Source organism: Georgenia sp. Z1491 (assembly GCF_057652395.1).
Map to the genome: position 1 here is coordinate 748,401 of NZ_CM172729.1, position 11,698 is coordinate 760,098.

An 11,698-nucleotide genomic window follows, 5' to 3' on the forward strand; every position below is an offset into this window, starting at 1 on the left:
GAATCACCCTAGACGGGTCTTGCGACTAATGGAATACGCGGTCTATGGTCCCCGTAGGCTGACGTTCGTCGGCGCAGATGTAGCGCGCACCCGTGCGTGCGACACGGCTTCAACGAGGAGGCGCGCATGAGCGACCACCGCAGTTCCGAGAACCCGCCCCGCACACGGGTCGTCGTCGTCGGGGGCGGGATCGGCGGCATGGCCACGGCACTCATGCTCGGCCGCGCCGGGGTGAGCGTGACGGTGCTCGAGCAGGCCCCGGAGTTCGGGGAGGTCGGCGCCGGGATCCAGCTCGCCCCCAACATCACGCGCATGCTCGACGAGGTCGGCGTGCTCGAGCACATCCTGCCCCTCGCCGTCGTGCCGAACCGGCTCGTCTTCCGCAACGCGGTCTCCGGCGCCGAGCTCACGCACCTCGACCTCGCCGACGCCCGCGCCCGGTACGGCGGGCCCTACATCGTCCTGCACCGCAGCGACCTGCACTTCGCGCTGGTGGACGCGGCACGTGCGCTCGACACCGTCGCCCTGCACACGAGCGCCGCGGTCGACCACGTCGAGCACGACGAGCACGGTGCGACGGCGGTGACGACCGACGGGCGCCGGTTCACCGGCGACGTGCTCGTGGGCGCCGACGGCGTGCGCTCTGTGGTGCGCGGTCTGCTCAGCGACGACGAGCCCGTCCCGTCGGGCTACGTCGCCTACCGCGGCGCCGTGCCCCTCGACGACGCCCCCGCGCACCTCGCGCTCGACGACGTCAACGTCTGGCTGGGCCCGGGGTGCCACCTCGTGCAGTACCCCGTGCGTGCCGGCGAGCTCTACAACCAGGTCGCGGTCTTCCGCAGCCAGGAGTACCTCGACGGCAAGGAGGACTGGGGGACGCCCGAGGAGCTCGACGCGACCTATGCCGACCTCGCGGAGCCCGTGAGCGGCGCGATCCCCTCGCTCGGCCGGGTCAACCGGTGGCCGATGTCGGACCGCGAGCCGTTACGACGGTGGACGACCGGACGCGTGACCCTCCTGGGCGACGCCGCCCACGCGATGCTGCAGTACCTCGCGCAGGGAGCCGGGCAGTCGCTCCTCGACGGCGCCTCGCTCACGCGTCACCTCGCCGCGATCGAGGGGGAGTGGACGGGCGACGCCGTGGCCGCCGCGCTCGCCGCCTACGAGTCCGACCGGGTCGCCGCTGCGGGGGCGACCCAGACGGTCGGCCGAGTGTGGGGCGACATCTGGCACGTCGAGGACCCGGTCGCCGTGCTCCTGCGCGACCACGCCTTCAGCAACCGCGAGATCACCGACTACTCGCTCGTCGACTGGCTGTACGGCCCCGTCGTCGGCGAGGACGACGTGCCGCCGCCGCCCCTGCCCGCCGCCTACCCGGACAGCGACACCGCGCCGACGGGCGCCTGAGAGACCGACCAGCGAAGGAGACCTGTCATGACCATCGAGCAGCAGGACCACGCCTCGACCGAGAACGCCATGGCCCCGGAGGACACGCCGGAGCTGCGTCAGCTGTACGCGGACTTCGAGAAGGAGAACCTCATCCCGCTGTGGACGCAGCTGGACGAGCTCATGCCGATGCACCCGGCCCCGAAGGCCGTGCCGCACGTGTGGCGGTGGAGCAACCTGCTCCCGCTCGCGCAGCGCTCGGGCGACCTCGTGCCCGTGGGGCGCGGCGGCGAGCGGCGCGCGATCGCCCTGTCCAACCCCGGCCTGCCGGGCAACGCCTACATCTCGCCGACCCTGTGGGCGGCGATCCAGTACCTCGGCCCCAAGGAGACGGCGCCCGAGCACCGGCACTCCCAGAACGCGTTCCGGTTCGTCGTCGAGGGCGAGGGGGTGTGGACCGTCGTCAACGGTGATCCCGTGCGCATGTCGCGCGGGGACTTCCTGCTCACCCCGGGCTGGAACTTCCACGGGCACCACAACGAGACCGACCAGCCGATGGCCTGGATCGACGGACTGGACATCCCGTTCTCGCACTACACCGACGTCGGCTTCTTCGAGTTCGGCTCCGAGCGGGTCACGGACTACGCGACGCCGAACTTCTCGCGCGGCGAGCGCCTGTGGACCCACCCGGGCCTGCGCCCGCTGTCGGGCCTGCAGGACACCGTGTCCTCCCCGATCGGCGCCTACCGCTGGGAGCACACCGACCGGGCGCTCACCGAGCAGCTCCTGCTGGAGTCCGAGGGGCAGCCGGCCACGGTCGAGCAGGGCCACGCGGCGATCCGCTACGTCAACCCGACCACCGGCGGCGACGTCATGCCGACCATCCGCGCCGAGTTCCACCGCCTCCGCGCGGGCGCGGTCACCCAGGGCCGCCGAGAGGTCGGCTCGACGGTGTTCCAGGTGTTCGAGGGCACCGGCCAGGTCGTGCTCGACGGCACGGAGCACTCCCTGGCCACGGGGGACATGTTCGTCGTCCCGTCCTGGGTGGAGTGGTCGCTGCAGGCGGAGTCGCGGTTCGACCTCTTCCGGTTCTCGGACGCGCCGATCATGGAGCGCCTGCACTTCGCCCGCACCAAGCTCGAGGGGGGTGCCCGATGAGGCTCGCCACGCTGCGCCGCGGGGGCGGGACGTTCGTCGCCCGGGTCGAGGGCGACGTCGGCATCGAGGTTCCCGGCTACGGGGACGTCGCCCACCTCCTGCGCGGGGGCGGGCTCGCCGAGGCCGCCACCGCCGACGGGGAGCGCCACGACCTCACCGGCGCCGACCTCGCCGCGGTCGTCACCACGCCGGGCAAGGTCGTGTGCGTCGGGCTGAACTACCGCAACCACATCCTCGAGATGGGTCGCGACCTCCCGGAGTACCCGACCCTGTTCACGAAGTACGCCGACGCGCTGATCGGCCCCTACGACGACATCGTCCTGCCGACCGAGTCGCCGGCGGTGGACTGGGAGGGCGAGCTCGCCGTCGTCGTCGGCACGCCCGTGCGGCGGGTCGACGAGGAGGAGGCGGCCGCGGCCATCGCCGGCTACACGGTGGCCAACGACATCACGATGCGCGACTGGCAGTACCGCACCACCCAGTGGTTCCAGGGCAAGGCCTGGGAGGCCTCGACGCCGGTGGGCCCGCACCTCGTCACGCCCGACGAGCTCACCGCGGGAGCCGAGCTGGTCACCCGCCTCGACGGCCGCGAGATGCAGCGCACCCCGGTCGACGACCTCGTGTTCGGCCCCGCCGCGCTGATCTCCTACATCTCGACGATCTTCACGCTGAACCCGGGCGACCTCGTCCTCACCGGCACCCCCGGCGGCGTCGGCCACGCCCGCAAGCCCGGTGTGTACATCGAGGCCGGCCAGCGGGTCACCGTGACGATCGACGGCGTCGGCGAGGTCGCCAACCAGGCGGTGCGTGCATGACCACCCCCTACGACGAGGCCGCCCTCCAGGAGCTCAGGGAGCGCCAGGGCTCCGGCGCCCGCTACGACGCCGAGGAGGCCCCGAAGCAGGAGCTGGGCTGGGCCAGGTCCGGCACCGCGTACTTCCTGCGCAAGCTGCGCGAGCTGACCGACGACGAGCTGGACGGCCCGAGCCTGCTCGGCTGGACCCGGCGCGAGCTGATCGCGCACGTGGGCTACAACGCGCGCGCCCTCACCCGGTTGACGGAGTGGGCCCGCACCGGCGTCGAGACGCCGATGTACGCCCCGGGGCAGCGCGACGCCGAGATCGAGCTCGGCGCCACCCTGCCGCCGGTCGCGCTGCGCCACCTCATCGACCACTCCGCCGTGCACCTGAACGTGGAGTGGCGCGACCTCACGGACGAGCAGTGGGACCACGAGGTCGTCACCGCCCAGGGCCGGACGGTCCCGGTGCGGGAGACCGCCTGGATGCGTACGCGCGAGGTCTGGATCCACGCCGTCGATCTCGACAACCACGGGTCCTACCGCGACTTCCCGCCGGAGCTGCTCGACCGCCTCTCCGGGGACGTCCTCGCGGTGTGGGATCGCAAGGGGACCACCCCCGACGTCGTGCTGGACCCGACCGACCGGCCCGGGCAGACCGTGGTCGGCGCGGGCGGCCGCCGGGTCGCCGGCGCCCAGGCCGACCTCGTGCGGTGGGTGACCGGACGCGGCGCGCTGCGCCTGGACGCCGAGGGCGACCAGGTCCCGGAGCTGCCCCCGTGGCTGTAGTGCACACGGCGCGTTCGTATGATGTGACGAGCCTCGGCGAAGTCGCCGGGCACAGGCCCCAGCGAGAGGAGTCCGCCCATGTCGATCGTCGTGGGATACGTACCGACCCCGGAGGGGCGCTCCGCCCTGCGACGTGCGGCTGCCGAGGCGAAGCTGCGTCAGTCCAAGCTCATCGTCGTCAACTCCCAGCACGGCGGGCGAACGTGGGACCCGGAGGAGTCCGTCCGGTTCGAGGACGACCTCGCCCGGGTGCGCACGGAGCTCGAGGCGGAGGGTGTGGACCACGAGCTGCGCACGCTCATCAGGGGACAGGACCCGGCCGACGACCTCGTCGAGGTCGCGAGCCAGGAGAACGCCGACTTCATCGTCATCGGCCTGCGCCGACGTTCGCAGGTGGGCAAGCTCCTGCTCGGGTCCAACGCCCAGCAGATCCTCATGAAGGCCGACGTCCCCGTGCTCGCGGTCAAGGGCGCGCCCACGGACTGACGCCCCCGGGCGGCCGGCGCGAGGGGGCGTACGACGGCATCCGGTCGGCGGGCGGGCGTGCGTGCCCGAACCGCTACAGTCGGCCGGGCCGATCACGCTCGGCAGTTCCACGAACGAAGGAGTTCATTCGCATGCGTGCCATCCCCTCGCGGAACGCCGGGGCCCTGACCGGCCCCGTGCGGCCCGTACGTCCCCCCGGTGGAAGGGGTGATCGATCATGACGGTCGTCGTCCCCGCCTCCGTGAAGCCGGCCCGACGACGCAAGGCGCGCGCGGCGCGCGAGAAGCGGATGCTCGGTGTTGCCGGGATCCTGCTGGTCATCGCCCTGGCCGAGCTCCTCCCGCGCACCGGGGTGGTCAACCCCCGGTTCCTGCCGCCGTTCTCGGAGTGGATCTCCTCGTTGGCCGAGCGCGTCCAGGGCGGCGAGTTCTGGTTCGCGCTGGGCGACACCCTGGTGACCTGGTTCCTCGGGCTGGCGATCGCGATGGTCGCGGGCACGGTGCTGGGGATGGTCATCGGCTCGATGCAGATCGTCAAGGACCTCACGCAGTCCACGATCGAGTTCCTCCGGCCGATCCCGTCCGTGGCGCTGATCCCGCTGGTCGTGCTCACGCTCGGCACGGACCGGCCCTCGACGCTGCTCCTGGTGGTCTACGCGTCGTTCTGGCAGGTGCTCCTGCAGGTGATGTACGGGGCCCAGGACGTCGACCCGGTCGCCCGTGACACGGCGCGGTCGTACAGGTTCCGGTGGTGGGTCCAGGCCTACCAGGTCGTGTGGCCCACCGCGCTGCCCTACGTCGTCACCGGATTCCGGCTGGCCGCGTCCGTGGCGCTGATCCTCACGATCACCGGTGAGCTGATCATCGGCACGCCGGGCCTGGGCAAGCTCATCTCGGTCGCGCAGCAGTCCGGGGCGGTGGCGTCGATGTACGGGCTGATCCTGGTCACCGGGCTCCTCGGGGTCTGCGTCAACCTGCTGGCCCGGGCGGTCGAGAAGCGGCTGCTCTTCTGGCACACCTCGGTCCGACGGGAGGCGAACGGCTGATGACCACGACACCTGACGTGAGCACCGGCGCCCCGATGGGGGCCTCGGCACCGACCCCGCCGGCCAGGCGGCGGAAGAAGAAGGGTCGGCCGCTGTGGCTGAAGATCGTCATCGCGCTCGCGCTGCCGATCGCTCTCATCGCCGCCTGGTGGTTCCTCTCCGCGGGCTCCACGAACCCGTTCTTCCCGTCCCTGGAACGCATCATCAGCGAGTTCCGGCCGACGTGGCTCGACGAGCGCGGCACCGGTCGGCGCATCTTCACCGACGTGATCCCCTCGGTCGAGCGACTGCTCATCGGCTACGGGTTCGCCGTCGTCGTGGGCATCCTGCTGGGCATGATGATCGGGTCCTCGCCGAGGCTGCGGGCGTTCCTCGAGCCCACGCTGGAGTTCTTCCGGGCTATCCCGCCGCCGGTGCTGGTCCCGGTCCTCATGCTGTTCCTGGGCATCCGGGACCCGATGAAGATCTTCGTCATCGCGATGGGCTGCATGTGGCCGATCCTGCTCAACACCATCGAGGGCGTGCGCGGCGTGGACGAGCTGCTGCGTGACACCTCCCGCGTCTACCGGCTGCGGCCGCAGACGCGGATCGCCACGCTGCTCCTGCGCGGTGCGAGCCCGCAGATCATGGCCGGGGCACGGCAGGCGCTGTCGATCGGGATCATCCTCATGGTGATCTCGGAGATGTTCGCCGCGAACAACGGCCTCGGCTTCACCATCGTGCAGTTCCAGCGGAGCTTCGCGATCCCCCAGATGTGGACCGGCATCATCCTGCTCGGAGTCGTCGGCGTCATCCTGTCCCTGATCTTCCGTGTCGTCGAGCACTTCGTGCTGTCCTGGTACACCGGCCTGCGCCGGGCCCAGCGAGGAGGTAACTGATGTCCACCCACCGCGCCGAACGCGGCACCGAGATCCTCACGGTGACCAACCTCAACAAGGTCTACGGCTCCGGCCCCGACGCCAACGAGGCGATCCGTGACATCTCCTTCTCGCTCAAGGCCGGCGAGATGGTCTGCATCGTCGGCCCGTCGGGCGCCGGCAAGACCACGCTCCTGCGGTCGATCGCAGGACTCCTGCCGCCCACCAGCGGGAACCTGGTCATGGAGGGCGACACGATCAACGCCCCGCCCAAGGGCATGGCGGTCGTCTTCCAGGAGTACGCGCGCTCGCTGTTCCCGTGGCTGACGGTCTACAAGAACGTCGAGCTGCCGCTCAAGGAGCGGGGGATGCCCAAGGCGGAGCGCAAGGAGAAGGTCACCGCGGCCCTGGAGGCGGTCGGCCTGTCCGACGTGCCCCACTCCTACCCGTGGCAGCTCTCCGGCGGCATGCAGCAGCGCGTCGCCATCGCGCGCGCCGTGGCCTACGAGCCGCACGTGCTGCTGATGGACGAGCCGTTCGCGGCCGTGGACGCGCAGACCCGCGCCGACCTGGAGGACCTGGTCCGCGAGCTGTGGAGCAGGCTGGGCATGTCGCTGCTGTTCGTCACGCACGACATCGACGAGTCGATCTACCTCGGCCAGCGTGTCCTGGTGCTCTCCCACCGGCCCACGATCATCCTCGAGGACGTCGTGGTCGACCTGCCCGACGAGCGTTCCCAGCTGGTCACCCGCAACGACCCGCGCTTCGCCGAGCTGCGCACGCACGTGCACACGCTCGTCCAGAAGGCCAAGAACGGGTACCGGGGCGAGGGGCAGGAGTACATCTACGCCGAGGGCCGCACCGCGGACCAGCAGGCCGCTGCCGACGCCGAGGCGCACGGGCACGGCACGACAGGGGGTCGTGGGGGCGCCCCGGCGAGCGTCCTCCCCGACGGTCCGGGCGCCACAGGGTTCTGACGGTATGGAACCCGCCACCGTGAACGTCGCCGGGTGAAGCCCCGGGACCGCTCCAGCCGCAGGCCCGCCCCCTCCGGGGCGGGCCTCGGTCTGTTCGTCGCCGCGGTCCTCGTCATCGGGCTCAACCAGCGCCCGGCGATCACGTCGATCCCGCCGGTCCAGGACCGGGTGGCGGCCGACCTCGGCATGGGACCTGCGCTCACCGGCGCCCTGACGTCCGTCCCGCTGGTGTGCTTCGCCCTTGTCGGGCTCGTCGTCCCGGCCCTCGTCCGCCGGTTCGGCACCGACCGGACGATGCTCGGCGGGCTGGTACTTCTCGCGGTCGCGGCTGCCGTCCGACCGTGGAGCGGCGTCGTGCTGCTGTTCGCCGGCACCGTCGCGGTCGGAGCCGCGATCACCGTGGCCAACGTGCTGCAGCCGGTGGTGGTCCGTCGCGACGCGTCCGCCCGGGTCGGCACGCTCATGCCGCTCTCGACCGCCTCGCTGTCGCTGGGCGCGGCACTCTCCTCGCTCGTGGCCGTCGACGCCGAGCAGCTGCTCGGGTGGCGGACCACGCTGGCCGTGGTGGCGGTGCCGGCGCTGCTGGCCACGGTGCTGTGGCTGCTGCGCATGCGTGCCGCACGGGCGGACCGCGGGGGAGGCGCGGACAGCGCGGGGGCAGCGCTCGACGTGCTGCCGCGTGCGGTGCCGGCGGCCGGCGCCCGGCGGCGAACGCCCTGGGCCGAGGGCTCCGCCTGGTGGCTCGCGGCGTACTTCGGGGCCCAGTCCGCGCTCTTCTACGTGGCGGCCGCGTGGCTGCCCGCGATCCTCGCCGACCGGGCGGGGGCCACCCGGGCCGAGGGCGGGGTCGCGCTCAGCATCTTCTTCCTGGTCGGGATCGTCGGGTCGCTCACCAGCCCGCTGATCGCCCGGGCGCTCGGGAGCTACCGGCGGGTCTCGCCCCTCCCGGGGGCGATGTGGATCCTCGCCTCGCTGGGGCTGCTGCTCGCGCCCCAGCTCTGGCCGCTGTGGGTGGTGATCGCCGGAACCGGCCAGGGGGTCGGCATCAGCACCGCGCTCACCCTCGTCGCGGTACGGCCGGTCGACGCCGACCACGGCCGGAGCGTGTCCGCCATGGTCCAGTCCGTCGCCTACGCGCTCGCTGCCCTCGGCCCGATCGCCCTGGGCGCGATCTTCGGACTCTCCGGCGACTGGCTCCCCGGCAGCCTGGTCATCCTCGGGATCGCCGTCGCCCTCGTGGCCATGGGCCTGCCGGCGGCCGCGCCGCACCCGTTGGGTCTGCCCCGCGGGCACCGGACGGACGACTCGGGTACCTAGGAGCGGCTACCTAGGTGCCGGGTCGCCGGCCGAGCCGGTCCAGCTCGGCGGCGACGTTGTGCCTGGCGCGCTCCTCCCACCGCGCACGTCCTTCCGGGGTCGCGAAGATCGTCCCGCGTCCGGTCAGCGCGGTGAGGACCGCCGACCGGCCGGAGGCGAACGCCTCGTCGGGGACGTGCGCGTACTCGGCGCGCACGTCGCGCGCGTACCGCTCGTAGCGCACGGGTGACGACGCGAGGATCGCCAGGTCCGCGTCGCCGAGCAGGGCGGCGTCGCGGTCGGTCCCGTCGTGCTCCGCCGTCGTGAGGACGAGGCGGGCGACCTCGTCGGCGAGGTCGCCCGAGCCGGTCGGGTCGATCGCGGGCGAGGCGAGCGCGGCCCGGGCGAGCTCGGCGGACGCGCGCTCGTCGTCGGGGGTGCGGCCCTCGTGCACGGCGTCGTGGAACCACGCGGCCAGCTCGACGGCCACGGTGATCTCGGCCCCGTCCGCGGCGAGCTCGTCGAGGTCGAGGAGGACGGCCTCCAGGTGCCGGAGGTCGTGATAGCGGCGGTGCGGCTCCTGCCAGCGCTCGAGGAGGTCGCTGCCGAGATCCCGCCACGCCGCGTCGGTGCCGGCGGCCGTCGATGAACCGTCGGTGGGCGCGGCGTCCTCGTCCTCGGTGGCCGACCGCCGCGCCAGGGCCGAGCCGAGCCGAGCCCACCGCGTGGCGAGCTCCTCGGCGCGCCGGGCGTGCCGCTCGTCCTCCCGGCGCACCCGGCGGACCCGCAGTCCGGACCGAGCGAGCCTCGTGACCAGTGTGCGACGGTCGACGTGCTTCGCCCCGGCGGCCACGAGCCGATCCAGCGCGCTCGCCGGCACGTCGTAGTGGTCGAGGTCGAAGGAGCGCGGCGGAAGGCCCTGGTTGCGTGCGAACTCGTGCAGCTCCTCGAGCGAGGTGTCCGAGACGAGGTGCGCCCAGGTCATCCCATGGGCGGGCCACAACGGGTCGTCCACGAGCAGCGCCATGGCCCGATGCTAGGTGCCCACGCCCGTCGGGCGGACTGGTGGGCCCGGCCGCCGGCCGGGCCCTGGCGCTGCGGCCGTGCTCTGCCGCGTCGGTCAGGGCGCGCGGGCCCTGACGCGCCGCGTCACACGGCGAACATGCCGTGAGCCGCCGACTCCGCCTCGTCGTATCCCCGGGCCGCCGAGTCGAGCGCGAGCGAGATCTGGTCGAGATTGGCCTCGACCTGCGACTGCACGGTGCGCCACTGGTCGGCGCACGTGCCGAACGCGACGGACGCCCCGCCGGTCCACGTGCTCTGCAGCGCCACCAGGTGCGCCATCATCGCCGCGACCTCTCCGCGCACCGAGCTCGCCGTCGTCCGTACCTGCGCGGCCGCCGTGGCGACCTCGCCGCTGTCGACCTGGAACCGTGCCATGACTACCCCCGTCCCGGCCCCGCCCGCTGCGGGACCACGCGGGCGACGCTACGAGCGCCGCGCGACGGCCGTGCCGGTCGGGCCGCGACCTGTGGGCAACGAGGGGCCGGACAGGCCTGTGGGGACGGCGCCGGGTCAGCGCCTGCGACGACCGGGGGCATCGTCGGGGCCGCGTTCCATCCCCGAGCGCGCGGCGAGGTCGTTCTCGTCCTCGTCCTCGTGCACACGGCGCGGGCCGGTCCCCGGCCCGGGACCGCCGCGGGTCCGGGGCCGGGCGAGGATCTCGTCCGGCCCCATCTCGAGGGTCGACGTCGGCGTCGGTCCGGTCGCATGCACCGGACCGGGCGGGGGCGTCGGTCCGGTCGCGTGCGCCGGGTCGGGTCCGGGCGCCGGCCCTGGCGTGGGCACCAGCTCGGGTCCGGACGCGGGACCGGCAGCGACCACGGGCGCAGAGCCCGGCGGGGGGACCGGAGCGTGATGGAACGTGCCCGGACGGTGCCGGACCGGGGGCACCGGCCCGGGGCCGCCTGCGGCGGCCTCCGCCGTGGACAGGTCTCCCTCGGGGCCCGAGCCGCCGAGTCCGTCGAGCTCGGCGCGCAGGATCGCGCGCTCGGAGGAGAGGTTCTCCCGTGCCGCGTCCTCCCAGTCGGCCGCCAGCGGGCTGCCGAAGATGCGGCGCCGGTCGAGCAGGGTCTCGACGATCGCCAGGCGTGCCTGGAGGTAGTGCCGGGCGGGGATGTGCGCGTACTCGGCCCGCACCGTCTGCCGGTAGGCCTTGTACTCCTGCGGCCGTTTCGCCAGCACCGCCAGGTGGGCGTCGGCCAGGGCGAGCTGGTCGATGTCCCGCCGGTCGACCTCGTGCCCGCGCAGGTGAGCCACGAGCTCGGCGACCCGGTCCGCCAGGTCGCGCGGCACGCCGAGGCGCACCAGCTCGGTCCGGGCCACCTCGGCGGACGCGACCTCGTCCTCGCCGGCCGCCCGTCGGTACGCGTGCTCCTCCGCGACCGAGAACACCACCCCGTGGTACCAGGCGGCGAGCCGCACGACGTCGGGGTGGTGCGTCTCCTCGGCGAGCTCGTCGACCATCTTGAGCACGAACGTGAGGTGGCGCAGGCCGTGGTGGTGTCGTCCGGGGGCCGCCCACCGCTGAAGCAGGTCCCGGGCGTGGGCCTCGAGGTCGGCGGGCCCGGCGGTCGCTCCCACGGCGGTGGCGCTGCGCACGAACGCGGCCGGGAGCCACTGGGGAGCGTCGGTGACGCCCATGGGTGCAGCCTTCTCTCCGGTCGGGTACCTCGTGCACGGACGGTGCGGTCCGCGCGGACGATGCTAGTCACGCCCGCACCCGGTGCGGGCCCGCGTTCGCTCCAGGTCGTGCGGACGGCGCGTCGGGCTGCCGCCTCGCGACGTCCGGGCGGCGCCGGGCGACGAGAGCCACCCGACGTCCCCTCGGCCCGACGGCACCGCCGGC

At 73.2% G+C, this 11,698-nt stretch carries 12 protein-coding genes; 9 read left to right on the forward strand and 3 right to left on the reverse strand.

Translation table 11 applies throughout. From position 1 onward, the window contains the following. Nucleotides 1–126 precede the first annotated feature (126 nt). The 9 genes from AC24HA_RS03520 to AC24HA_RS03560 all read left to right on the forward strand — a co-directional run bounded on the left by AC24HA_RS03520 (nt 127) and on the right by AC24HA_RS03560 (nt 8,811). Complete coding sequence (locus AC24HA_RS03520) at nt 127–1,407, forward strand: FAD-dependent monooxygenase (RefSeq protein ID WP_425708091.1); 1,281 nt, start codon at nt 127–129, stop codon at nt 1,405–1,407. Between the two features lie 27 nt (nt 1,408–1,434). After that, nucleotides 1,435–2,544, forward strand: a complete 1,110-nt coding sequence (locus AC24HA_RS03525) for a cupin domain-containing protein (protein ID WP_425708092.1) — start codon at nt 1,435–1,437, stop codon at nt 2,542–2,544. Next, nucleotides 2,541–3,359 carry a fumarylacetoacetate hydrolase family protein gene (locus tag AC24HA_RS03530; protein WP_425708093.1) on the forward strand — a complete coding sequence of 273 codons (819 nt, stop codon included), beginning with the start codon at nt 2,541–2,543 and terminating at the stop codon, nt 3,357–3,359. The genes AC24HA_RS03525 and AC24HA_RS03530 overlap by 4 nt, the downstream gene beginning before the upstream one ends. Beyond that, nucleotides 3,356–4,129, forward strand: a complete 774-nt coding sequence (locus AC24HA_RS03535; RefSeq protein ID WP_425708094.1) for a maleylpyruvate isomerase family mycothiol-dependent enzyme — start codon at nt 3,356–3,358, stop codon at nt 4,127–4,129. Before AC24HA_RS03530 ends, AC24HA_RS03535 begins: the two co-directional genes overlap by 4 nt. A 78-nt stretch (nt 4,130–4,207) precedes the next feature. Continuing rightward, nucleotides 4,208–4,615 carry a universal stress protein gene (locus AC24HA_RS03540; protein WP_425708095.1) on the forward strand — a complete coding sequence of 136 codons (408 nt, stop codon included), beginning with the start codon at nt 4,208–4,210 and terminating at the stop codon, nt 4,613–4,615. Between the two features lie 217 nt (nt 4,616–4,832). Then, nucleotides 4,833–5,660, forward strand: coding sequence for an ABC transporter permease (locus tag AC24HA_RS03545; RefSeq protein WP_425708096.1), 828 nt, complete (start codon nt 4,833–4,835; stop codon nt 5,658–5,660). Continuing rightward, complete coding sequence (locus tag AC24HA_RS03550; protein ID WP_425708097.1) at nt 5,660–6,538, forward strand: ABC transporter permease; 879 nt, start codon at nt 5,660–5,662, stop codon at nt 6,536–6,538. The genes AC24HA_RS03545 and AC24HA_RS03550 overlap by 1 nt, the downstream gene beginning before the upstream one ends. Further along, entirely contained in the window at nt 6,538–7,494 is a 957-nt protein-coding gene (locus AC24HA_RS03555; RefSeq protein ID WP_425708098.1) for an ABC transporter ATP-binding protein, read from the forward strand. Before AC24HA_RS03550 ends, AC24HA_RS03555 begins: the two co-directional genes overlap by 1 nt. Nucleotides 7,495–7,527: 33 nt before the next feature. Continuing rightward, nucleotides 7,528–8,811, forward strand: coding sequence for an MFS transporter (locus AC24HA_RS03560; protein WP_425708099.1), 1,284 nt, complete (start codon nt 7,528–7,530; stop codon nt 8,809–8,811). A gap of 10 nt (nt 8,812–8,821) precedes the next feature. Here AC24HA_RS03560 and AC24HA_RS03565 read toward each other — a convergent pair whose 3' ends face one another. The 3 genes from AC24HA_RS03565 to AC24HA_RS03575 all read right to left on the reverse strand — a co-directional run bounded on the left by AC24HA_RS03565 (nt 8,822) and on the right by AC24HA_RS03575 (nt 11,493). Further along, nucleotides 8,822–9,817: a DUF4031 domain-containing protein gene (locus AC24HA_RS03565; RefSeq protein WP_425708100.1), complete on the reverse strand. Its 996-nt coding sequence runs from the start codon at nt 9,815–9,817 to the stop codon at nt 8,822–8,824. A gap of 122 nt (nt 9,818–9,939) precedes the next feature. Next, entirely contained in the window at nt 9,940–10,230 is a 291-nt protein-coding gene (locus AC24HA_RS03570) for a WXG100 family type VII secretion target (RefSeq protein ID WP_425708101.1), read from the reverse strand. A gap of 135 nt (nt 10,231–10,365) precedes the next feature. Beyond that, nucleotides 10,366–11,493, reverse strand: a complete 1,128-nt coding sequence (locus tag AC24HA_RS03575; protein ID WP_425708102.1) for an HD domain-containing protein — start codon at nt 11,491–11,493, stop codon at nt 10,366–10,368. Nucleotides 11,494–11,698 lie beyond the last annotated feature (205 nt).